The organism is Streptomyces sp. NPDC032721 (assembly GCF_055579625.1).
On sequence record NZ_JBVIMX010000011.1, the window covers coordinates 194,123 to 216,652 of the forward strand.

A 22,530-nucleotide genomic window follows, 5' to 3' on the forward strand; every position below is an offset into this window, starting at 1 on the left:
CGTTTAATCGTCACGGCACTCGCCCTCCTGGCCGCCGCCTTCGGACTCACCCCGCTCACCGCGACACCGGCGGACGCCGCCCCGAATCTCGTCACCAATCCCGGCCTGGAAACCCTCGATACGGGCACCCAGTTCCCGCAGTGCTACGAGAAGTCCGGCTGGGGCAACAACGACTTCAGCTACGCCGTCACCGCCGACGCCCACTCCGGCAGCCGCGCCGTCCGCATCGACCTGACCCGCCGCACCGACGGCGACCGCAAGACGATGATGCTGGAGAACGCCTGCGCGCCGAAGGTCACCGAGGGCCACCAGTACGACCTCTCGCTCTGGTACCGGTCGACCTCGCCGGACGTCGCCCTCACCCTCTTCCGGCACGACAGGACGGCCGGCTGGGTGTTCTGGACCGACCTCAAGACCCTGCCGAAGGCGGCCGCGTACACCCGCGAGGAAGTCCGCACCCCCCAAGTACCGGCCAACACCGACCAGATCACCTGGGGCGCCGCCCTCTACGGCGTCGGCTCCCTCACCACCGACGACTACGCGATGACGGACGCCACCGTCCCCGAACCGCCCGACCCCTGCGAGACGGGCGGCACGGGCGGCACCGGCCCCGAGTGCAAGGGAAAGTGGACGGTCCAGACGGCCCCCTCACCGGTGCGCGCCATCCACTCCGTACTCCTGCACACCGGGAAGGTCCTGCTCATCGCGGGCTCCGGCAACGACCGGGACGCCTTCAAGGCGGGCACCTTCAAGACCACCGTCTTCGACCCGGTCGCGGGCACGTACACCGACATCCCGACCCCCGAGGACTTCTTCTGCGCCGGGCACGTTCAACTCCCGGACGGGCGCGTGCTGGTGGTCGGCGGCAACAAGGACTACGCGTCGGCCGACGGCACCGTCGGCTACAAGGGCCTGAAGACCAGCTACCTCTTCGACCCCGCCCAGAACAAGTACGTCAAGACCAACGACCTGCTCTCCGGCCACTGGTACCCCTCCGCCACCGCGATGGGCAACGGTGACGTGCTCGCGCTCGGCGGCCTCGGCGAGGACTCGTCGGGCACCGTCGTCAACGAGCACTTCTCCTTCGCGCAGAACAAGTGGCTGCCGATGGGCGAGGCCAAGCAGTCCTGGGCGTTCTGGGGGCTCTACCCGGCGATGATCCTGCTCCAGGACGGCCGCCTCTTCTACAGCGGCAGCCACACCTTCGGCCCCGGGCTGCCCGGCACCGGAGCGTCCGTCTACGACTACGACAAGAACACCATCACCGACGTCCCCGGCCTGCGGAAGAAGGACGAACGCGACCAGTCCGCGTCCCTGCTGCTGCCGCCCGCCCAGGACCAGAAGGTGCTCACCGCGGGCGGCGGCAACCACACCGTCTCGCCGGACGCGCACCGGCTCGTCGACCTGATCGACCTCAAGGCGGCCTCGCCCGAGTACCGGCCGGGCCCCGACCTTCCGCAGGGCACCTACCAGGACGGCACCCCGCAGAAGGGCGACGAGGGCAAGGTCTACCTCTCGACCGTGATCCTCCCGGACGGCAAGGTCCTGGAGACCGGCGGCGCCCTGCACACGTACCGCGAGGACCCCGTCTTCGAGGCCTCGATGTACGACCCGGCCACCAACACCTTCGCGCCGGGCCTGGCCACCGACCCGGTCCCGCGCACCTACCACTCGTCCTCGACGCTGCTGCCCGACGGGCGCGTGCTGAGCGTCGGCGACAACCCGGGCGACGGCTCCTTCGACCAGCGGGTGTCGATCTACCAGCCGCCGTACCTCTTCAAGGGCGCCCGCCCGCAGATCACCTCTCTCGCCTCACCGAACTGGGCGTACGGTTCCAGCCAGCGGATCACCGTCGACACCCCGGTGGTCAAGGCCAGCCTGATCCGCCCGGCCGCCGTCACCCACTCCTCCGACCCCAACCAGCGCTATGTCGACCTCCCGATGACCGTCGACGGCAACACCATCGACCTCTCCCTCACCAGCAACCCCAACCTGGCCCCGCCCGGCTGGTACATGCTGTCCGTCGTCGACACGAAGGGCGTCCCGTCGGTCTCCAAGTGGGTGCGGATCGGCCCGCAGGGGCAGATCGCCGCCCAGCGGGTGCAGAGTTACGCCGATGAACTGAACGCCGCCCCCAACCCGCCCCAGCACCACGGCGGCGCCAAAACCGGCAAGGTCGGCAAGGACGGCAAGGCCAAGTCCCCGCAGGGCATCAGGATCGGCGAGGGCTACGACGGCTGCGACCACGCCTACGGCAAGGTCAGCACCTGCGTGCCGTGGAACTTCCCCGAGCTGGAGTCGGCCGTCGACAAGTGCGAGTGGCTCAAGTCCAAGGGGTACGGGCCGCTGGACGCGCGGCGCGACCGGCACGGGCTCGACCGGAACGGGGACGGCAAGGCGTGCGGGAAGGGCGACTTCCCGGCAGCCGGTAAGAAGCCCAACCCAAAACCGCACCACTGAGCACGGCACCACTGAGCACCGCACCACCGGGGGCCTCATCCGTCGACAAGGGTGAGGCCCCCCTCGAACGTCCGCAGCATCCGGTCGATCAGCTCCACCAGATCGTCCCGCTGCCCGCGCTCGGCCCAGTACAGCGTGGTCTCCAGCACGGCCGCCAGCAGACTCGTGGCGAAGATCCGTACCTCCAGCTCGCCCGCCTCCCGGCCGGTCCGCTCGGCGATCACCCGGCCGAGCATCCGGCTGGTGGCGCTCACGCTCTCCACCATCCGGGCCCGTACGGCGGGCACCTCCAGCATCAGCCGGGTGCGCAGCAGCACCTCGTCCGGCTGCTCGTCGAGGGACCTGCGCAGGGCCGCCGTCACCACGGCGCGTACCGATTCGAGGAGCGGCTCGCCGGTGGGCCGTGACCGCAGGGCGTTCTCCATGGCCGGGTCGTGGTCGTCGGTGAGGACGATGTCCTCCTTCACCGGGAAGTACCGCAGCACGGTGCTCGGCGACACCTCCGCCTCCGCCGCGATCTGCTCGACGGTGGTGGCGTCCCAGCCCTGCGCGGAGACCAGCCGGAAGGTGGCCCGGCGGATCTCCAGACGAGTCTTGATCTTCTTGCGTTCCCGCAGGCCGGGACGGGTGTCCGGGGCGGCGGCAGGGGTACGGGGGGCGGCCATGGCGCCATTGTCGGCCATCACTGACACGCCCTAGTAGGCCACCAGCGCGATGGCCACGTAGTGCGCGGCGAAGGCGGCGAGGGTGAGGGAGTGGAACACCTCGTGGAAGCCGAAGTAGCGCGGTGAGGGGTTGGGGCGCTTGATGCCGTAGATCACGCCGCCCGCGCTGTAGAGCAGTCCGCCGACGACGACCAGGACCAGCACCGCGACGCCGCCCTCCCGCATGAAGTCCGGCAGGAAGAAGACGGCCGCCCAGCCCATCGCGATGTAGCAGGGGGTGTAGAGCCAGCGCGGGGCGCCGACCCAGAAGACCCGGAAGGCGATGCCCGCCCCGGCCGCCAGCCAGATCGCCCACATCATGGTCGCGCTGGTCTTCTCGGGCAGCAGCAGCATCATGAGCGGCGTATAGGTGCCCGCGATGATCAGGAAGATGTTCGCGTGGTCCAGCCGGCGCAGCACGGCCTCGCCGCGCGGGCCCCAGGTGCCCCGGTGGTAGACGCCGCTGACGCCGAAGAGCATGCACGCGGTCAGGACGAAGACGGTGCAGGCGAGCCGGGCTCTGGTGGTGTCGGCGAGCGCGATGAGCACGATCCCCGCGATCACGACCGCCGGGAACATTCCGGCGTGCAGCCAGCCGCGCATCCGCGGCTTGATCGGATCGAGGAGGGAGTCGGTCTCGGCGACCCGAGTGGCGGGCACGGCATGCGGCGTCATGCCCTGAATGCTACCTACGGCTCCGTAAGTACAGGCTGTGAGTGGTGATGCTCACGTAAGGGGCATGTGTGGGGGAGTGGCGATGCTCACGTGGGCGGCCCTCTGGACATATGGGCGGAACACCCGGATGATCAAATGAGTGCGGTCGGCACCGGATGAGCGCCAGGGAATACGCAGTGAAGCATCCGGGTCGCAGCCCCCACGGGGCAGAAACCAACAATTCCCTCGTTTAGGAGCAATCGTGGCGCGCGACATCGCGGCTCCCACCACCGTCCCCACCAACCACCGGGAGCTGGTCTCCTGGGTCGACGAGATCGCAGCCCTCACCGAGCCCGACCGTGTCGTGTGGTGCGACGGGTCCGAGGCCGAGTACGAGCGGCTCTGCGAAGAGCTCGTCGCCAAGGGCACGTTCAAGAAGCTCGACGAGATCAAGCGCCCGAACTCCTACTACGCCGCCTCCGACCCGACCGACGTCGCACGCGTCGAGGACCGGACCTTCATCTGCTCCGAGAAGGAGGAGGACGCGGGCCCGACCAACCACTGGAAGGCCCCCGCCGAGATGCGGGAGATCTTCCAGGGCAAGGACGGCCAGGAGGGCCTCTTCCGCGGCTCGATGCGCGGCCGCACGATGTACGTCGTCCCGTTCTGCATGGGCCCGGTCGGCTCGCCGCTGTCCGCGATCGGCGTGGAGATCACCGACTCGGCGTACGTCGCCGTCTCGATGCGCACCATGACCCGGATGGGCCAGCACGTCCTGGACGAGCTCGGCACCGACGGCTTCTTCGTGAAGGCCGTCCACACCCTCGGCGCCCCCCTCGCGGAGGGCGAGGCCGACGTCCCGTGGCCGTGCAACTCCACCAAGTACATCTCGCACTTCCCCGAGGACCGCGAGATCTGGTCGTACGGCTCGGGCTACGGCGGCAACGCCCTGCTCGGCAAGAAGTGCTACGCCCTGCGCATCGCGTCCGTCATGGCCCGCGACGAGGGCTGGCTGGCCGAGCACATGCTCATCCTCAAGCTCACGCCCCCGCAGGGTGAGTCCAAGTACGTCGCCGCCGCCTTCCCGTCCGCCTGCGGCAAGACCAACCTCGCCATGCTGGAGCCCACGATCTCCGGCTGGAACGTGGAGACCATCGGCGACGACATCGCCTGGATGCGCTTCGGCGAGGACGGCCGCCTCTACGCGATCAACCCGGAGGCCGGTTTCTTCGGCGTCGCGCCCGGCACCGGCGAGCACACCAACGCCAACGCCATGAAGACCATGTGGGGCAACTCCGTCTTCACCAACGTCGCGCTCACCGACGACAACGACGTCTGGTGGGAGGGCATGACCGAGGAGCCGCCGGCCCACCTCACGGACTGGAAGGGCAACGACTGGACCCCCGAGTCCGGCACGCCCGCCGCCCACCCCAACGCCCGCTTCACCGTCCCGGCCGGACAGTGCCCGATCATCGCGCCCGAGTGGGAGGACCCCAAGGGCGTGCCGATCTCGGCGATCCTCTTCGGCGGCCGCCGCGCCACCGCCGTCCCGCTGGTCACCGAGTCCTTCGACTGGCAGCACGGCGTCTTCCTCGGAGCCAACGTCGCCTCCGAGAAGACCGCCGCCGCCGAGGGCAAGGTCGGCGAGCTGCGCCGCGACCCGTTCGCCATGCTGCCGTTCTGCGGCTACAACATGGGCGACTACATGAACCACTGGGTCAAGGTCGGCGCCGACAAGCCCGACCAGTCCAAGCTCCCGAAGATCTACTACGTGAACTGGTTCCGCAAGAACGACGCGGGCAAGTTCGTCTGGCCCGGCTTCGGCGAGAACAGCCGCGTACTGAAGTGGATCGTCGAGCGCCTGGACGGCAAGGCCGACGGCGTCGAGACCCCCATCGGCATCCTGCCGACCAAGGAGTCCCTCGACACGGACGGGCTCGACCTCCCCGAGGCCGACCTCGACTTCCTCCTCACCGTCGACAAGGAGGCCTGGCGCGAAGAGGCCGCCCTGGTCCCCGAGCACCTCAACACCTTCGGCGACCACGCTCCCAAGGAGCTGTGGGACGAGTACCGCGCGCTGGTCAAGCGCCTGGGCTGAGCCGAGGCCCCTCCAACTGTGGTGGATCCGGCCCGCACAACGGCGTGCGCGGCTGGGCACACCGCCGGTGAGCCGGTAACGGCTCCCGCTGTACGTGTCGGCACCGGGCCTGTCCCCCGGTGCCGGCCAACCCTCTCCCCTTCCGGGTGCACGAACACCCGGAAGGGGGTACGAGGGCCGCGACTCGAATCGATATGAATCCGCCCTGACCTGTGGGATCAACCCGGAACGAGCAGCGGCAAGGCCCCCGAAGCCCCCTCACGGCATCGGGGGCCGCCTCCTTTCCTCCAGGTAGTGGGCGTGGGACTCGCGTTCCTGGTCCACCGCGTCGCGCAGTGTTGCCGCCACTCCCACCAACTCCTCTTGCAACAGTTGCAGTTGGTGTTCCAGCAGGCGTTCCGGGGGTTCATTGCCGGGGCTGAAGCGGGTCCACCAGCGGGCGCGCAGGTACGTGTCCACCGCTTCCGGTACGTCCTCGCGGACCGCGCGGCGCAGTATGTGGAACGAGTCAGGGTCGCTCGCCCACTCCCCGTGGCCGACCAGGGCTGCCAGCAGCGCGTCCAGTTCGGTGAGCCTGCCCGAGGCGGCCGGTGGCAGTTCCACCGACGCCACGTACTCCCGCAGCCGCCCGAAGTCGCCCCGCAGTACGTCCAGTTGCTCGGCCGCGTCCGGGAAGTGCGGTACGGCGACGCGCTCGGGCGGGGCGAGCAGGGCGCCCGCCCCGTACAGCCCGGCGACGACCAGCGGCCAGTACGCGCCGGCCACCCCGGTGAAGGTGAGCGCGAGCCCGGCGAGGCCGCCCGCGCAACCGGCGAGGTTCTTTCCGGATTCCAGGAACCCCCACACCCGCCCCCTACTGGTAGCCACGGATCTCCTCGAAGGCCCGGTCCAGCGAGCCCGTCGTCGCGTCGAAGAGCTGTCCGCCGGTCAGTTCGGCGATGTGCTCCAGCTCGCTGCGGTCGGAGTCGCCGAAGAGGACGGGGAAGACCGGGGTGCGGCGCTGCTCGGCGGGCAGGGCCGCGTAGAAGTCGTCGAAGTCCGACGCGGAGTCGCCCGCTGTGTTCTGGCCGTCGGTCATCAGCACGATGCTGGTGAAGGTGGCGCCGCGCGGGCCCAGTTGCTCGTACGCCGCGCGCAGGCTGCTGTAGACGGCGGTGCTGCCCGCTGCCTCCAGCGACCCGGCCGACCGGCGGATCGCGTCGAGTGCGGCGGCGGGTCGCGCCGGGTCCACGCTGTGCGTGGTCACGTCCTTGATGTTCGATCCGAACGGCATCAGCGTCACCGTCTCCCGGTCCCGGAACCGCCGCCCGACGGGCGAATCGGTGGTGCCGGTGAGCCGCCCCAGCGCCGCCTTCAGGCCGGTGAGCCGGTCACCCGCCATCGAGGCGGAGGTGTCGAGCACGTACACGGTCCGCGAGGGGCGCCGCAGTTCGTTCTCGTAACTGGCGAGCAGCCCGTCCGCGACCGACCGCGACCCCGGGAACGGCAGCTCCCGGCGCGCGCCGCCCGGCACGGCGGCCGTTCCGCCGGTCACCGGCCGCCGGAAGGTCCTGGTGGAGATCTCCCGCTGGGCCGCCGCCGACCGCAGATAGCCGGTCAGCTTCGTCCCGTCCTCCTTCGCCCGCGCGGACGCCGAAGTCAGCAGCGAGAAGGGGTAGTCGGCGGTCACCACCCCGTCCCTGGGGCGGATCACCGTCAGCCCGGCACTCTCGTCGCGGTTCATGGTCAGCAGCACCGACTCGTAGTTGATCAGTGCGTCGACCTCGCCGCGCCGGGCGTAGGCGCGCGCCAGCCAGCCGGACGACCCGGAGGTCAGTTCCTGCCCGGCGAAGAACTTCTTCAGCTTCGGTGTGGCCGCCGCGACGTCCTTGTCGCTGAGCGCGCCCTGCGCCCGTGACAGTGCGGAGGCGACCGAGACGAGCGCCGAGAACCCGGAGTGCGACCGCACCGGATCGGTCATCCCATACGTCAACTTCCCTGCGGCGACCACCTGTTGTACGTCGCCCCAGGTCACCTCGCCCCCCGACCAGCCCAGCCGCTTCGCCGCCGCGTCCCGTACCCCGATCGCGACGGGCGAGGTCATCACCGGTGTCTCGGAGGTCACCTTCCCGGCCGCCTCGGGGCGCAGCCGCAGATAGTCGTTGGACGACAGCCACACCGCGTCGTACGACTTGTCGGCCTTGCCGGACGCGATCTGCTCGATGGCGTCGAGCGTCCCGGTCCAGGTGGGCCGCACCTCAACACCCGTACTCTTCCTGGCCTGTTCGAGAACCGGCACCATGTCCGCGAGCTCGCTCGACGCGAGGACCCGCAGGGTGCCCGCCCGGGGCGCACCGTCGTCGGGAGGCTTCGCCGTACCCGTGGAGGAACAGCCGCTCAGCGCCCCGATCAGCACGGCCGCGCACAGCCCCGCCACCGCCCGGACTCTCACCGCAGACCCCCCTCGGTGCCGTCCGTGGCCCGCGAACGCTCCAAGTAGCCACTGGCCACGGCGAGTTCGCCGGACAGCGACTCCACGGTCGCGGCCATCGCCTCGGTCGCCCGGGCCTTGTACGTGTCGATGGCGTCCAGCGTCGAGAAGATCTCCCGGAACGCCACCCGCAGCGTCTCCGCGCCCACCGCCGGTTCGGCCGCGATCCGCTGGATCTCGCCGCTCTGCGAGGAGAGCATCGCCGCGTTGTCCCGGATCAGCCCCTCCGTCGTGCCGCGCAGCGCGTTGACCTGGTCGACGACCTGCTTCTGCTTCTCCAGTGCGGCGGCCAGCATGACCGCGATGCGCAGGGCCGTCACGGTCGTGGTCGCGGCCCGGTCGACACCCTTGATGAGCTCGTCGTTGTTGCGCCGTACGACATCCATCGCCAGGTACCCCTGGGCGCAGACCGCGAGCTGGGTCAGCAGGTCCTGGTGCTTCTGCCGTACGGGGAACAGCACGTCGACGCGCAGCGCGTCCGCCTGTACGGGGTCGGTGGCCTCCGCCTCGCCCACCCGCTGCTCGACCGCCGCGTCCAGCGCCTCGGTCAGCACCACGTACTCCTGGAGCTTGCCCATGGTGTCCCAGAGGCGGCCCCGCTCGGTGTGCAGGGCGGCGTTGTCGCGCCGCAGTTCGTCCTGCCCGCCCTTGAGCGAGCTGACGATCCGGTTCAACGTGCCCTGCGCGGAGGCGTACTTGGCGACGTGGTCGCGCAGCCGGTTGCCGCCGGGCAGCTTGGCGAGGAGGCGGCGGGCCCCGCGTGCGGGGGTGTCGCGGGGGTCCAGGTCCTCGACGGTCCTGCGCAGTTCGACCAGCGAACCGCCGACCCGCGACTGCGCGTCCTCGCCGTCGCCGGACAGTGAGCGCAGGGTCCGGTCCAGCATCCGGTTCGACTGCTGGGAGGCGCCCCGGATCTCCCCGCCGCCGAGTGCGGCGATCTCGTTGATCCGGGTGGCGAACTCCGGTGACCTGGCGTCGAGTCCGGCCAGCGAGCCGACGTACTCGGCGGCCCGGCGCGCCATTTCCTCCCGTACCGCGTCCGTCACCGGTACGAGCCCGGCGGCCTGCTCGACGCGGACCGGTGCCACCGGCTCCGGCGGTGTCAGCACCAGCGGTGTCTCTGCTGTGGTCATCACGATCCCCCCTGTGCGCGCCGCGCCAGCTCGTGCAGCACCTCGGAGGTGGGCACGGGAGCCTGGCGGACGCCGGTCAGTGTCCGGTTGAGATACGAGGCGTACGGAGCGGTCGCCGTCACGAACTCGCCCGGCGCGCCCTGCGGCCGGAACCCGTGCCGCACGGCCAGCGCCCGCAGCTTCGGATCCGACACCAGCAACTCCCCGACCTCGCGCCCGGGTTGGGTGATCGGCACCACGGTGTGATCGCTGCTCACGGTCGTGTCCGGGTAGAGCACGACCAGATCCCCGGCCGCGTCCTTGCGCAGCAGCAGCGAAGCCACCTGCGACTCGTAGACGAGCACCAGCGGATTGCCGACACCGCTCACGAAGTCCCGGAACGGCGCGTCGCTGCTGGTCTGCTGTGCCCCCTGTACGGAGACCAGCTTCCGCAGCAGCGGAGCCGTCCGGGCCACGGCCGCGGGACCGTCGGCGACCCGCCCGCCGTCGGCCACGTAGGAGGCGGCGGCCAGATAGAGCGCCCCGGAACTGGAGGCCCCGGGATCGGTCGTCGATACGAAGACCGAACCCCCCAACTCCCCGTACTTCTCGGCCCCCTTGAGCTGCTGCCAGGTTCGCCCCCGCTCGGCGGCGTCCAGGAACTTCTCCATCCGGAGCGTTCCCGAGCTCTTCCCCCGCAGCGTCACGAGACCGGCGTCGGCCAGTACCCGCGCCGCGCTGCCGTGCGCGACGACGACCAACGGCGAATAGAAGGGCCGCAGCGGCCCGCCTCCGAGCCCCGTCTTCTTCCGCAGCTCATCGGCCGGCGCCTTGCTCGCCGGGAAGACGAAGTCATAACCCTTGAGCGGGAGTTGCTCCATGGCCCAAGAGCCTGAAGTCTCCGCCCGTACGGTGTAGCCCTTGGCAGCGAGGGCCTGCACCACGTCGGGATCGGCGAAGAACTCCGCCTTCTCCGATCCGATCACTCCACGCACGGTCTTCGTTGCCGTGCCCGGGCCTGTGCCCGTGTCCTTTCCATCGCGGCCTGCCACGACGGCTACTGCCACACCGCCGACCAGCAGCACCGCCAGGACGATTCCCAGGATGCGTCTCACACGGGCACAGTGCCCCCGGAAACCCACGTTCCGGACGGAGTTGGGTGAACGCGGGGTGTACGTCCGATCCCAGAACGCAACCGGAACGGGTGGCACCTGAAGCAGGCGGCACCTGGAACGGTGGCACCCGGAATGGTGGCACCCGGTCCACGGGCCTCCGCGGCCGTGGACCGGGGCCGATCAGGGGCTGACCGGGTCAGCGGTGGAGGCGGCCGCCAGGTGCACGTCCATGCGCTGGGCGGCGAGGATCGCGGCGGCGGTGTCGGCCCGCGAGGCCGCGACCACCAGGGCGCGGCCCGCGAGGGCGTGCGCGCGGCGGTGCAGGGCGGCGGGGGTCTCGCGGCGGTGCCCGGCGTGCCGGGCGGGCGGGGCGCCGCGCAGTCGCGCCACCTGGACGGCGATGCGGTCGGCGGCGGTGCCGAGGCCGAGCTCGTCGGTCACCGCGAGCAGGGCGGAGAGGTGCCCGGCGAGCTGGATGTCGAGCTCCTCCTCGCGGGTGCGGTGCGGGAAGCGGGAGGAGTCCTCGGTCATCGAGTGGACCGACTTGGTGCGGATCGGCTCGTACATGGGATGACCTCCGGCATCGTCGAACGGGCGGCAGTCGACGGAACTCAACGACTGCCAGGAGGTCATCCTAGCTTAGATCCAGTCTAAAGTTGACCACTCTCACTACTACTGTTGCGGCTGCTGCCGCTTCAGTGCTGTCCGTACCCGTCCAGGAAGTTCCCGATACGGGTCACGGCGTCCGCGAGGTCCTTGGCGTTGGGCAGCGTCACGATGCGGAAGTGATCGGGCTCCGGCCAGTTGAACCCGGTCCCGTGCACGACCATGATCTTCTCGGCCCGCAGCAGGTCGAGGACCATCTGCCGGTCGTCCTTGATCTTGTAGACGTTCGGGTCGAGCTTCGGGAAGAGGTACAGCGCCCCCTTCGGCTTCACACACGTCACGCCGGGAATCTGCGTGAGCAGGTCGTACGCGGTGTTGCGCTGCTCCAGGATCCGCCCGCCCGGCAGCACCAGGTCGTCGATCGACTGCCGCCCGCCGAGCGCGGTGGCCACCGCGTGCTGCGAGGGCATGTTCGCGCACAGCCGCATGTTGGCGAGGATGGTGAGCCCCTCGATGTACGAGGAGGCGTGCGCCTTCGGCCCGCAGACCGCCATCCAGCCGCTGCGGTAGCCCGCGACGCGGTAGTTCTTGGAGAGCCCGTTGAAGGTGAGGACCATCAGGTCGGGGGCGAGGGCGGCGGTCGGGGTGTGGGTGGCGCCGTCGTACAGGATCCGGTCGTAGATCTCGTCGGAGCAGACGATGAGGTTGTGCCGCCGGGCGATCTCGGTGAGCCCGCGCAGCATCTCGTCGTCGTACACCGCACCCGTGGGGTTGTTCGGGTTGATGATGACGAGAGCCTTGGTGCGGTCGGTGATCTTCCGCTCGATGTCCGCGAGGTCGGGCATCCAGTCGGCCTGCTCGTCGCAGCGGTAGTGCACGGCGGTGCCGCCGGCGAGGGAGACGGAGGCGGTCCACAGCGGATAGTCGGGCGCGGGGACGAGTACCTCGTCGCCGTCGTCGAGCAGGGCCTGCATCGACATCTGGATCAGCTCGGAGACACCGTTGCCAAGGTAAATGTCCTCGACGTCGAGGTCGATGCCCTTGGTCTGGTAGTGCTGCATCACCGCACGGCGCGCGGACAGCAGGCCCTTCGCGTCCCCGTAGCCGTGCGCGCTGCCGAGATTGCGGAGGATGTCCTCCAGGATCTCGGGCGGGCACTCGAACCCGAAGGCCGCGGGGTTGCCCGTGTTGAGCTTGAGAATGCGGTGTCCGGCCGCCTCCAGCCGCATCGCCTCCTCAAGCACCGGTCCCCGGATTTCGTAACAGACGTTGGCGAGCTTCGTTGACTGGATCACCTGCATGCGGCGAGCTTACGGGGGTGGGGCGGGTGGTGCCGGGGATTAGGCGCTCGGTCCCCCGGCCGGTGGGGGAACCGCTCCGGAAGCGTCTTCCATCGCAAAGCACGAGGGTGCCCTGGCTGGCGGAAACGTAAGTGCGGCCCGGCGGGCGGCTGGGAAACCTTCCGGTGGGGGGAGGGGGCGTGGCATACATCACGCGGGGGTCCCGCTGCGCGGGGCCATTCCCCTCCCCGCCCCTTCCCGGCTGTGACATTTGCGGCTGCCGCCGCGTGGGGGGCGGTGGTGGGGGTGGGGGTCCGCTGCGCGGGGCGTTTCCCCTCCCCGCCCCTTCCCGAAACTGGGGCGCTGCCCCAGACCCCGGCCCGGGCGGTCCGGGCGGGGGTGGGTGGGCTGCCGGCCCCCGGGGTGGGGCAGAGGTGGCGGGCCCGGCCACGGCCGGTGGTCAAAGTGCAGGTGGGTTCGTGGCTGGCCGCGCAGTTCCCCGCGCCCCTAGGTGCCTAGGGGCGCGGGGAACTGCGCGAGCAACCCACCACCGGCCCGCAGGTCCGAACCCCTGGCCCCGCGGAGCGGTTTAGGTGAAGGGGCGGGGTTGGGGCATCGCCCGCCGCAGGCGCGACACCGCACAACGCTTCCGGCGGCGCGCGGCGGCAGTCGCAAATTCAGCGCAGTGGGGAGTGGCATCGCCCGCCGCAGGCGCTTCCTCAGGCCCTGCGGATGGCTCGTCCCGCCAGCACGTCCGTCCGCCGCCCGCCCTCAACCACGAAACGCCCGTCGATCAGCACATGCGGAATCCCGACCGGCAGCGTCCTCGGCGCCTCGAAGGACGAGCCCGCCGCGACCGTCTCCGGGTCGAAGAGCACCAGGTCCGCCCGGTACCCCTCGCGCACCAGCCCCCGGTCCGCAAGCCGCAGCCGCGCGGCCGGGCGCGAGGTCAGGTGGGCGACCGTTTCCTCCAGCGAGAGGACGCCCAACTCCCTCGCGTACCGCCCCAGATACTGCGGGAAGGTGCCGTACGCGCGCGGGTGTGGCTTGTAGCCCTGGAGGATGCCGTCGCTGCCGCCGGTGTGCACCCGGTGGCGCATGATGGCCCGCACGTTCTCCTCGTGGCCGACGTGCTGGAGGATCGTCGAACCGAGCCGGTCGTTGATCAGCAGCCGCCGCGCGGTCGTCCACGGCGCCTCCCCGCGCGAGGCGGCGGCCGCCGCGACGGTCTTGCCGACGCAGCCCGCCAGACCGGGGTCGGCGACCCCCGAGATCTCGATGGTGTCCCACTCGATCGGCACCCCGTGACAGCCGTCCGACCCGATCTCCTCCATGTGGTGGCGGATCTTCTCGGCCGTCCCGTCGTCCCGCAGCCGCGCCAGGATCGACTCGGGGCCGCCCTCGCTGGCCCAGCTCGGGAGCATCGCGGCCAGCGTCGTACAGCCGGGGGTGTAGGGGTACGTGTCGAGGCTGATGTCCGCCCCGCCGGCCAGCGCGTCGTCGAGGAGGGCGAGCAGGTCGGGGGCCCTGCCCTTGTTCACGCCGAAGTTCATGGTGGCGTGCGCGAGGTGCAGCGCGCAGCCCGCCGAACGCGTGAGCTCGACCATCTCCCCGTACGCCTCCAGGGCCCCGGCCCCGTACGAGCGGTGGTGCGGGCAGTAGTAGCCGTCGTACGAGGCGACCACCCGGCACAGCTCGGTGAGCTCGGCGTCGTCGGCGTACATGCCGGGCGTGTACGTCAGCCCGGACGACATGCCGACCGCGCCCTGCTCCATGCCCTCGGCCACCAACTGCCGCATGCGGTCGAGCTGTTGGGGGGTGGCGGGCCGGTCGTCCCAGCCGACGGCGTGCATCCGTACCGTCCCCTGCGGAATCAGGTACGCCGCGTTGACCGCGATGCCCTGCCCGCCGAAGTTCCGGTCGAGCCGGTCCAGGTACTCGCCGACCGTGCGCCAGTCGAAGTCGATGTCCGAGCCGTCACCGTTCCAGCCGGTTATCGCCGTACGGACCTCGGCGAGGGTGCGGTCGTCGACCGGCGCGTACGAGAGGCCGTCCTGCCCGAGGACTTCGAGCGTCACCCCCTGGGCGGCCTTCGCGCTGTGGTCCGGGTCGCGGAGCAGCGCGAGGTCGGAGTGGGCGTGCATGTCGATGAAGCCGGGGGAGAGGACGAGCCCGTCGGCGTCCAGCACCCGCCGCGCGGTCAGCCGTTCACCGCGCCCGGAACCGGTGCGGCTGATGGTGACGATGCGGCCGTCCGTGATGCCGACGTCGGCGAGGTAGGAGTCCCCGCCCGAGCCGTCGACGACCCGTGCACCGCGTATCGCGAGATCCATGAGGAAACGGTCCTTTCTCGTCGGCTCAGAAGAACGTACGGATGAACTCGACGACCGTGCCGTCCGCGTCGACGACCGGGATCAGCTGCCACTTGTCGAAGATCGTGCACGGGTGGGAGAGCCCGAGGCCGACCCAGTCGCCGACCTCCAGGTCCGCGCCCTCGTCCGTGGACACCCAACCGTGCTGGTCGGAAAGGCCGGTGACGGTGATGCCGGTCGCCGGGCGGACCTTGCCGTCACGGGCGGACCGCACCACCTGCGCCTCGGGCAGATGCAGGTCGTACGCCGCGTCGCGCTTGCCCGCGTTGACGAACGCCTGCCGCGGGGTCGGCCGCGACACCACCTGCGCCCACAGCCGGAACGCGGGCTGGAGCTCGCCCTCCTCCGGTACGCGGTTGAAGGGGGTGAGCTCCTTGTAGTGGCCGTCGTCGTGCGAGACGTACGCACCCGAGCGCAGCAGCTTGAGCACCGGCCGCGACAGCTCCGGGATCTCGGCGAAGACGTCGGCGACGGCGTCGAACCAGGCGCTGCCGCCCGCGCTCACCACGATCTCGTCGAGGTCGAGGCCGGGGTCGGCGGAGAACCGGCCCGCGCGGTCGAACTCCACCGCGAGGGTGACGAGTTCGCGCAGCCAGGACCGGACGCGTTCGCCGTCCGCCTTGGGCACCTCGCCCTCGTAACCGGCCACGCCGACCAGCCGCAGCGTGCCCGTCGCGGCCACCGCGTCGGCGACCCGCGCGCAGTCCGCCGGGGTCCGCGCCCCGGTACGGGCACCCTCGCCCGCGCCCAGCTCCACCACCACGTCCACCGGACGCGAGGCGCCCGCCGCGCGCAGGGCCTCGTCCATCAGCTCGACGCCGCGCACCGAGTCGACGTAACAGACGAACCGGAAGTCCGGGTCCGCGTCCAGCTCGCCCGCGAGCCAGCGCAGGGCGGCGGCGTCGACGACCTCGTTGGCGAGGAAGATGCGGCTGATGCCGAACGCGCGGTAGACACGGGCCTGGTGCGGGACGGCGGCGGTGATTCCCCAGGCGCCGCGCGCCAGTTGACGCTCGAAGAGCTGCGGGGACATGGTCGTCTTGCCGTGCGGGGCGAACGCCAGGCCGTGCCGTTCGGAGTACGTCTCCAGCAGGGCGAGGTTGTGGTCGAGGGACTCGGCGGAGAGGGCGAGCAGGGGAGTGGTGAAGCCGCCGTCGAAGATGCCGCGGCGCTCGGCGGCGAGCTCGCCGACCGTGAGCCCGGCCGCCTCGGCATCCGCCGGGAGCGCCTTGAACCGATGGGTCACGAGCTCCTGTGCGAGCTCCGCTGCTGTCTGCTGCACTCCCATGACGGGGTCCCTCCATCCACCGCCGTTGCAAATAATGCAACGGCCATTGCGTATATCGCTCACCGATGTCTAACATCCGAGCCGTGTCCGCACAACAGTCAGGTACAGGTACAGGTACGAGGCCAGGTCCCGTGACCACCGACGTCGTCTGTCTCGGCGAGTCCATGGTCACCTTCCTCCCCTCACGCCCGGGACGTCTCGCCGACGTGCCGTCCTTCGTCCGCACCATCGGTGGCGCCGAGTCCAACGTGGCCTGCGCGCTCGCCCTGACCGGGCACGCGACGAAATGGGTCAGCCGGGTGGGCACGGACGGCTTCGGCACGCACCTCCTCGACGCCATCGGCGCCTACGGGGTCGACGTCGGCTCCGTCGTCCGCGACCCGGCCCGCCCCACCGGCGTCTACTTCCGCACGGCGGACGACCGCGAGCACGCGGACCACGAGGTCATCTACTACCGGACCGGCTCCGCCGCCTCCGCCATGTCCCCGGACACGGTCCCGCGCGAGGCCCTGCACGCCACCCGGGTGCTCCACCTCTCCGGCATCACCGCCGCCCTGTCGGCCGACTGCCTGACCCTGATGCGCACCCTGTGCGCCCCGGCGGCCGGCCGCCCCCTGCTCTCCTTCGACGTGAACTACCGCCCCGGCCTCTGGAGCGCCGCCGGCGCCGGAGCCCCGGTCCTGCTCGACCTGGCCCGCCACTCGGACCTCGTCTTCGTCGGCGAGGACGAGGCCGCGGCCGCCTGGGGCGTACGGGGCGGACCGCACGCGGTCCGCGAGGCGCTGCCGGAACCGGCCGTACTGGTGGTCAAGCAGGGCGCGGCGGGCGCGACCGTGTTCGACCGGGACAGCGGCGAAAGCCACCACGTCCCCGCCCCCGTCGTGGACGTCGTCGCCCCGGTCGGCGCCGGTGACGCCTTCGCCGCCGGATTCCTCTCCGCCACCCTGCGCGGCCTGGGCCTGCCCGCCCGGCTGCGGCACGGCCACCTGATGGCGGCCGCGGCGCTCACCGTGCCCGGCGACGTCGCCGTACCCCCCGAACGCGCCCACGCCGACGCACTGGCCGCACTGGCCCCCGACGCCTGGGAGACACTTCGTCTCGGCCCCGGCTGGACCGGGCGGCAGCAGCACCAGGAGGTACGTACGGCATGAGTCAGACCGTAGACAGGGCGCTCAGCATCCTGCCCCTGCTCGCACAGGGACCGGCCGACCTCGGCCAGGTCGCCGACCGGCTCGGCGTGCACAAGTCCACGGCGCTGCGCCTCCTGCGCACCCTGCACGAGCACGGACTCGTGCACCGGCAGCAGGACCAGCGCTACCGCCTGGGTGCGAAGCTCTTCGCCCTCGCCCAGGAAGCGGTCGAGAACCTCGACGTACGGGACATCGCACACCCCTACCTCCAGGAGCTCAACGCCGGCTGCGGACACACCGTCCACCTCGCCGTCCGCGAGGAGGGCGAGGTGCTCTACATCGACAAGGTGGAGAGCCGCTACCCGGTACGGATGTACTCGCGGATCGGCAAGCCCGTCGCGATCACCGTCGCCGCGGTCGCCAAACTCCTCCTCGCCGACCTCCCCGAACAGGAGCGCCGGACCATCGCGGAGAAACTGGAGTACCCGCCCTACACCCCCCGCTCCACCCCCAACTCCGCAGCGTTCCTCAAGGAGTTGACCCTGGTACGGGAACAGGGCTGGGCCACCGACCTGGGCGGCCACGAGGAGTCGATCAACTGCATCGGCGCCCCCATCAGGGGTGCGGACGGCCGCGTGGTGGCCGCGATGTCGGTGTCGGCGCCCAACGTCGTCGTCACGGCCGAGGAACTCCTCACCCTCCTCCCTCTCGTGCGTCGTACGGCTGACGCCATCAGCCGCGAGTACTCGGGCACCGGGGAATCCCCCTCCGGTGCCAACACCCCACAGAAAAAGGCAAGTTCATGAGCAAGCTGGACAAGGTAGCGATCACCCCCTCCACCCACACCGCCCCGCCCGCGAAGTTCTCGCACGGCGTGCGCAAGGGGAACATCCTCCAGGTGGCCGGTCAGGTCGGCTTCCTCCCGGCCGTCGAGGGCCAGGCCCCGACCCCGGCGGGCCCGACCCTGCGCGAGCAGACCCTCCAGACCTTCGCCAACGTCAAGGCGATCCTCGAAGAGGGCGGCGCCACCTGGGACGACGTCATGATGATGCGCGTCTACCTCACCGACACCGCCCACTTCGCCGAGCTGAACGCGCTCTACAACGAGTACTTCGCCGACCTCAAGGAAGCCCCCTCGGCCCGCACAACGGTCTACGTAGGCCTCCCCGCCGGCCTCCTCATCGAAATCGACGCCCTCGCAGTCCTGGGCTAACGCCGCCGAGCCCCCTTGAGCGGCGCGGCATACCGCCGCTCCCTTGGGCGGCGGGGCCGCCCCCCGGGGGCGGAACGGGCGGGCAAGGGGGCGGCCCCCGGCGGAGCCGCACCCCTCACCCCCGCCCCACCTCCGCCACGGCCCCCACCCCCACCCCCGCCCCACCTCCGCCGCCCTCCCCCCCGCTCGCCTCTGCCGAGCCGGAGCCTCAGCTCCACCCCCCAAGCCCCACCCCCCCACGCTGAACCGCATGCACCGGCCAAGCCCCCGCCCCTCCGGCAGGAGCCCCGCCGCACTCCCCCCTGCCCCAAAGGCCCCCGGAAGCCCCGGAGTTGACCGCACATGCACCTCACAGCCACAGCCACAGCCGCAGCCGCACCCGCATCCCCCCTGCTCCACCTGCCCCTGGCAGCCGCCGACCCCCCGAAAACCCCCCACACCGGCGGCCTCCTCGCCCTGATCCCCGGCACCCCCGGCCTCCTCACCGTCGCCGCCCTGGGCATCGCCCTCCTCCTGATCCTGATCATCAAGGTCAGAATCCAGCCCTTCGTGGCCCTCCTGGCCGTCTCCATAGCCGTCGGCCTGGCCGCCGGCCTCTCCGTCACGGAGCTCTTCGGCACCGTCCAGAAGTCCACCGTCACCTCGGTCATCGAATCGGGAATGGGCGGCATCCTCGGCCACGTGGCGATCATCATCGGCCTCGGCACGATGCTCGGCGCGATCCTCGAAGTCAGCGGCGGCGCCCAGGTACTGGCCTCCCGCCTGCTCGCCCTCTTCGGCGAGAAGCGAGCCCCCCTCGCGATGGGCATGACCGGCCTGGTCTTCGGCATCCCGGTCTTCTTCGACGTCGGCATCTTCGTCCTCGCCCCGATCGTCTACGCGGCGGCCAAGCGCTCCGGAAAATCGGTCCTCCTCTACGCGATGCCACTGCTCGCGGGCCTCTCGATGACCCACGCGTTCCTGCCCCCGCACCCCGGCCCGGTGGCCGCCGCCGGACTCTTCAAGGTCTCCCTCGGCTGGGTCATCCTGATGGGCATCGTCGTCGGCATCCCGGCGGTCCTGGCGGCCTGGGCGTACGCGTCCTGGATCGGCAAGCGGATCTTCGTACCCGTACCGCAGGACATGCTGGAAGCGGCGGAGGAAGCGAAGGCCGCCGTCGCCGCCGAACAGCTCGCGGCCGGGGTCAAGCCGAACGAGAAGCCGGTACCGCTCGGCACCGTCCTCGCGATCATCGGCACCCCGCTGGTCCTGATCCTCGGCGCGACCTTCTCCTCCATCGCCATGGACGAGTCCACCCTGCGCTCGGTCATCGAGTTCTTCGGCAACCCGTTCGTCGCGCTGACGATCGCGCTGCTCCTCTCGTACTACCTGCTGGGCATCCGCCGGGGCTGGTCCCGCAAGTCCCTGGAGCAGGTCTCCACCTCCTCCCTCAAGCCGGTCGGCAACATCCTCCTGGTGGTCGGCGCGGGCGGCGTCTTCGGCGCGGTCCTCAAGGGCAGCGGCATCGCGGCCGCACTCGCCGAGACCTTCGACAACGTCGGCCTGCCGATCATCGTGCTGGCCTGGCTGATCTCGGTGGTGCTGCGCGTGGCCCAGGGCTCGGCGACGGTCGCGATCGTCACCACGGCGGGCATCGTGGTCCCCATGGTCGACGGCCAGGACCTCTCCCAGGCCCACCTGGCCCTGATCATCATGGCGATCTCGGCGGGCTCGATCTTCGCCTCGCACGTCAACGACGGCGGCTTCTGGATGGTCGCGAAGTACTTCGGCATCTCGGAACGCGACACCCTGAAGTCCTGGACGGTCCTCGAAACCGTCCTCTCGGTCGCGGGCTTCGCGGTGGCCGCTCTGCTGAGCCTGGTCATCTAGCGGTACGCGTGCGGGGGCGCGGGGGAGTGAGGGCCCGCCCCACGCCCCCCACCCGTACCGGACCACCCCTGCCCGTCATACTGACCCCCATGTCACAGCCCCCGGACGGCTTCGGCCCGCCCCCCGCGTACAACCCCTACGGCGGGCCCCCGGCCAACCCCTACTACTCCCCGCCGCCGCCCGCCCCCGGGCCCGCACCCCTCCCGGCACCCACCCCCGCACCCATCCCGGCACCCCTCCCTCCCGGCCCCGACTTCCTCGCCGCCGACAAGACCTCCGCCGTAGTCATCGACCCCGCCGGCGTCTCGTTCGAGACCAACGGCCAGACCCTCGACTTCGGCTGGCCGCACGTCCGGACCGTCCAGTTCCGGCCCAGCCCCGTCGGGCACCGCCTCATGGTCGCCGTCGTCGTCCCCGACGGGCGCTTCTTCGAGTGCGTCGTGAACGCCCGCAAGGCCCCCGTCCTCCAGCAGTGGCTGGCGGAGATCGCGTACGTCACGAACGTCTACCTCGCGGGACGTAACCCCCAAGCCTGACCTGCCCGTACTTCGATACGGAGACGAATTCCGCAGGGCCCTTGCGCCCGCCCCGCCTCGCCCGCTTTGGTGATCCAGATCACTCAGGGGGACGAGCGGGAGGTAGGACGCCATGGCGGACGGATTGCAGGACAGCGGCAGCGGCGGAAGCCGTGCAGGAAGCACCGGGGGCGCGGGGGACGCCGGAGGCGCGACAGCGGCCCCGGGTGCGGGCGCCGATACCGGCCCCCGCAAGTCGAGTTGGAAGTACATCGGGCCGGGCATCGTCGTCGCCGCCACCGGTGTCGGCGCCGGTGACCTCGTCGCCACCCTCATCGCGGGCAGCAAGTTCGGCTACACGCTCATGTGGGCCGCCGTCATCGGCTGCGTCGTCAAGATCGCCCTCGCCGAAGCCACCGGCCGCTGGCACCTGGCCACCGGCCGCACCCTCTTCGAGGGCTGGCGCACCCTCGGGCAGTGGACCACCGTCTACTTCGCGGTGTACGTGGTCATCTGGGGATTCATCTACGGGGCGACGGCCATGTCGTCGTCCGCCCTGCCCATCGTCGCGCTGTTCCCGGACGGGCCGAGCCTCAAGTTCTGGGCGATCGTCTGCGGGTTGGTCGGCCTGGCCTTCGTCTGGTTCAACCGGTACGCCGTCTTCGAGAAGGTCATGACGGTGCTGGTCGGTGTCATGTTCGTGGTCGTGGTGTACGTCGCGATCCGCGTCGGCCCGTCGGTCGGCAAGTCCTTCGCGGGCCTCGCGCCCGTCCTGCCGGACGGGTCGCTGCTCTACACCCTCGGCCTCATCGGTGGCGTCGGTGGAACCATCACCATGGCCGCGTACGGCTACTGGGTGAATGCCAAGGGCTGGACCAACTCCTCCTGGATGAAGGTGATGCGCCTCGACAACCGCGTCGCGTACATCACCACCGGCATCTTCGTCGTCGCCATGCTGATCGTCGGCGCCGAGCTGCTGCACTCCTCCCACCTGGCGCTCACCAAGGGCGACAAGGGGCTGATCGACCTCGGCAGGATCCTTGAGGACCGCTTCGGGGCGACCACGGCCAAGCTCTTCCTGGTGGGCTTCTTCGCCACCTCGTTCTCGTCCCTGATCGGGGTGTGGCACGGGGTGAGCCTGATGTTCGCCGACTTCGTGGAACGGTTCCGCAAGGACCGCGTGGGCGCGCCGGTCGAGCTGGGGACGGCCCAGGAGGTCGCGGAGGGCAAGCGCGAGAAGTCCGTCCCGTTCCGGGCGTACGCGCTCTGGCTCACCTTCCCGCCGATGGCGCTGCTCTGGCTGGACCAGCCGTTCGGGCTGGTCGTGGTGTACGGGGTGCTCGGCGCGTTCTTCATGCCGTTCCTCGCGCTCACCCTGCTGTGGCTGCTCAACTCCTCGCGCACACCGGCCGAGTGGCGCAACGGAATCCTCAGCAACGTACTGCTCGCGGCGGCCGGGCTGCTGTTCGTGGTGCTGTGCGTGCAGCAGATCATCGACCTCTTCAACAAGTGACGCACCAGCAGCGGGGGGGGGGGGGGGGGGGGGGGGGGGGGGGGGGGGTGTTCCCCCCCGGGGGTTCTTCTCCCCTGTTCCCCCCCCCCCCCCCCCCCCCCCTCTTCCTCCTCCTCCCCCCCCCCTTCCCC

At 70.8% G+C, this 22,530-nt stretch carries 18 protein-coding genes; 8 read left to right on the forward strand and 10 right to left on the reverse strand.

Annotation, left to right across the window (positions count from 1 at the left end; genetic code table 11):
* Positions 1-27 precede the first annotated feature (27 nt).
* Positions 28-2,460: a galactose oxidase-like domain-containing protein gene (locus ACZ5PB_RS23945; protein WP_468693890.1), complete on the forward strand. Its 2,433-nt coding sequence runs from the start codon at positions 28-30 to the stop codon at positions 2,458-2,460.
* 35 nt (positions 2,461-2,495) lie between these two features.
* Here the strand turns inward: ACZ5PB_RS23945 and ACZ5PB_RS23950 are convergent, their stop codons facing one another.
* Complete coding sequence (locus tag ACZ5PB_RS23950) at positions 2,496-3,125, reverse strand: acyl-CoA-like ligand-binding transcription factor (RefSeq protein ID WP_468693761.1); 630 nt, start codon at positions 3,123-3,125, stop codon at positions 2,496-2,498.
* A 30-nt stretch (positions 3,126-3,155) separates the two neighbouring features.
* The gene (gene trhA / locus ACZ5PB_RS23955) at positions 3,156-3,839 is read right to left on the reverse strand and encodes a PAQR family membrane homeostasis protein TrhA (protein ID WP_468693762.1); all 684 of its coding nucleotides are present in this window, start codon (positions 3,837-3,839) and stop codon (positions 3,156-3,158) included.
* A gap of 241 nt (positions 3,840-4,080) precedes the next feature.
* Here trhA and ACZ5PB_RS23960 point away from each other — a divergent pair, with 241 nt between their 5' ends.
* Entirely contained in the window at positions 4,081-5,916 is a 1,836-nt protein-coding gene (locus ACZ5PB_RS23960) for a phosphoenolpyruvate carboxykinase (GTP) (RefSeq protein ID WP_468693763.1), read from the forward strand.
* A 258-nt stretch (positions 5,917-6,174) separates the two neighbouring features.
* Here ACZ5PB_RS23960 and ACZ5PB_RS23965 read toward each other — a convergent pair whose 3' ends face one another.
* From ACZ5PB_RS23965 to ACZ5PB_RS24000, 8 genes are all read right to left on the reverse strand, one after another.
* Entirely contained in the window at positions 6,175-6,783 is a 609-nt protein-coding gene (locus tag ACZ5PB_RS23965) for a hypothetical protein (protein WP_468693764.1), read from the reverse strand.
* Positions 6,770-8,347, reverse strand: coding sequence for a substrate-binding and vWA domain-containing protein (locus ACZ5PB_RS23970; RefSeq protein WP_468693765.1), 1,578 nt, complete (start codon positions 8,345-8,347; stop codon positions 6,770-6,772). Before ACZ5PB_RS23970 ends, ACZ5PB_RS23965 begins: the two co-directional genes overlap by 14 nt.
* The gene (locus ACZ5PB_RS23975) at positions 8,344-9,519 is read right to left on the reverse strand and encodes a toxic anion resistance protein (RefSeq protein ID WP_468693766.1); all 1,176 of its coding nucleotides are present in this window, start codon (positions 9,517-9,519) and stop codon (positions 8,344-8,346) included. The genes ACZ5PB_RS23970 and ACZ5PB_RS23975 overlap by 4 nt, the downstream gene beginning before the upstream one ends.
* The gene (locus tag ACZ5PB_RS23980; RefSeq protein WP_468693767.1) at positions 9,519-10,640 is read right to left on the reverse strand and encodes a hypothetical protein; all 1,122 of its coding nucleotides are present in this window, start codon (positions 10,638-10,640) and stop codon (positions 9,519-9,521) included. The genes ACZ5PB_RS23975 and ACZ5PB_RS23980 overlap by 1 nt, the downstream gene beginning before the upstream one ends.
* A gap of 153 nt (positions 10,641-10,793) precedes the next feature.
* A complete protein-coding gene (locus ACZ5PB_RS23985; RefSeq protein ID WP_468693891.1) occupies positions 10,794-11,180 on the reverse strand; it encodes an SCO4983 family protein in 387 nt (128 codons plus the stop codon).
* A gap of 128 nt (positions 11,181-11,308) precedes the next feature.
* Positions 11,309-12,520 carry a pyridoxal phosphate-dependent aminotransferase gene (locus ACZ5PB_RS23990; protein WP_468693768.1) on the reverse strand — a complete coding sequence of 404 codons (1,212 nt, stop codon included), beginning with the start codon at positions 12,518-12,520 and terminating at the stop codon, positions 11,309-11,311.
* Positions 12,521-13,218: 698 nt separating this feature from the next.
* Positions 13,219-14,832, reverse strand: coding sequence for an N-acyl-D-amino-acid deacylase family protein (locus tag ACZ5PB_RS23995; protein ID WP_468693769.1), 1,614 nt, complete (start codon positions 14,830-14,832; stop codon positions 13,219-13,221).
* Between the two features lie 25 nt (positions 14,833-14,857).
* Entirely contained in the window at positions 14,858-16,159 is a 1,302-nt protein-coding gene (locus ACZ5PB_RS24000; protein WP_468693770.1) for an amino acid deaminase, read from the reverse strand.
* A gap of 65 nt (positions 16,160-16,224) precedes the next feature.
* Between ACZ5PB_RS24000 and ACZ5PB_RS24005 the strand changes: the two genes are divergently transcribed.
* From ACZ5PB_RS24005 to ACZ5PB_RS24030, 6 genes are all read left to right on the forward strand, one after another.
* On the forward strand, positions 16,225-17,310 hold the full coding sequence (locus tag ACZ5PB_RS24005) for a sugar kinase (protein WP_468693771.1): 1,086 nt from the start codon (positions 16,225-16,227) through the stop codon (positions 17,308-17,310).
* Complete coding sequence (locus tag ACZ5PB_RS24010; protein ID WP_468693772.1) at positions 17,307-18,095, forward strand: IclR family transcriptional regulator; 789 nt, start codon at positions 17,307-17,309, stop codon at positions 18,093-18,095. Before ACZ5PB_RS24005 ends, ACZ5PB_RS24010 begins: the two co-directional genes overlap by 4 nt.
* Positions 18,092-18,502 carry a RidA family protein gene (locus ACZ5PB_RS24015; protein WP_468693773.1) on the forward strand — a complete coding sequence of 137 codons (411 nt, stop codon included), beginning with the start codon at positions 18,092-18,094 and terminating at the stop codon, positions 18,500-18,502. Before ACZ5PB_RS24010 ends, ACZ5PB_RS24015 begins: the two co-directional genes overlap by 4 nt.
* A 399-nt stretch (positions 18,503-18,901) precedes the next feature.
* Positions 18,902-20,371, forward strand: coding sequence for a GntP family permease (locus ACZ5PB_RS24020; RefSeq protein ID WP_468693892.1), 1,470 nt, complete (start codon positions 18,902-18,904; stop codon positions 20,369-20,371).
* 89 nt (positions 20,372-20,460) lie between these two features.
* Complete coding sequence (locus ACZ5PB_RS24025) at positions 20,461-20,907, forward strand: hypothetical protein (RefSeq protein ID WP_468693774.1); 447 nt, start codon at positions 20,461-20,463, stop codon at positions 20,905-20,907.
* 112 nt (positions 20,908-21,019) lie between these two features.
* Positions 21,020-22,399: an Nramp family divalent metal transporter gene (locus tag ACZ5PB_RS24030; RefSeq protein WP_468693775.1), complete on the forward strand. Its 1,380-nt coding sequence runs from the start codon at positions 21,020-21,022 to the stop codon at positions 22,397-22,399.
* Positions 22,400-22,530 lie beyond the last annotated feature (131 nt).

Excerpts from the sequence above, each read along its gene's own strand:
- ACZ5PB_RS24010 (WP_468693772.1), top strand. The coding sequence starts at position 17,307 with ATGAGTCAGACCGTAGACAGGGCGCTCAGCATCCTGCCCCTGCTCGCA.
- ACZ5PB_RS24015 (WP_468693773.1), top strand. The coding sequence starts at position 18,092 with ATGAGCAAGCTGGACAAGGTAGCGATCACCCCCTCCACCCACACCGCC.
- ACZ5PB_RS24000 (WP_468693770.1), bottom strand. The coding sequence starts at position 16,159 with ATGGGAGTGCAGCAGACAGCAGCGGAGCTCGCACAGGAGCTCGTGACC.
- ACZ5PB_RS24025 (WP_468693774.1), top strand. The coding sequence starts at position 20,461 with ATGTCACAGCCCCCGGACGGCTTCGGCCCGCCCCCCGCGTACAACCCC.
- ACZ5PB_RS23975 (WP_468693766.1), bottom strand. The coding sequence starts at position 9,519 with ATGACCACAGCAGAGACACCGCTGGTGCTGACACCGCCGGAGCCGGTG.
- trhA (WP_468693762.1), bottom strand. The coding sequence starts at position 3,839 with ATGACGCCGCATGCCGTGCCCGCCACTCGGGTCGCCGAGACCGACTCC.
- ACZ5PB_RS23985 (WP_468693891.1), bottom strand. The coding sequence starts at position 11,180 with ATGTACGAGCCGATCCGCACCAAGTCGGTCCACTCGATGACCGAGGAC.
- ACZ5PB_RS23995 (WP_468693769.1), bottom strand. The coding sequence starts at position 14,832 with ATGGATCTCGCGATACGCGGTGCACGGGTCGTCGACGGCTCGGGCGGG.
- ACZ5PB_RS24005 (WP_468693771.1), top strand. The coding sequence starts at position 16,225 with ATGTCTAACATCCGAGCCGTGTCCGCACAACAGTCAGGTACAGGTACA.
- ACZ5PB_RS24030 (WP_468693775.1), top strand. The coding sequence starts at position 21,020 with ATGGCGGACGGATTGCAGGACAGCGGCAGCGGCGGAAGCCGTGCAGGA.
- ACZ5PB_RS23990 (WP_468693768.1), bottom strand. The coding sequence starts at position 12,520 with ATGCAGGTGATCCAGTCAACGAAGCTCGCCAACGTCTGTTACGAAATC.
- ACZ5PB_RS23950 (WP_468693761.1), bottom strand. The coding sequence starts at position 3,125 with ATGGCCGCCCCCCGTACCCCTGCCGCCGCCCCGGACACCCGTCCCGGC.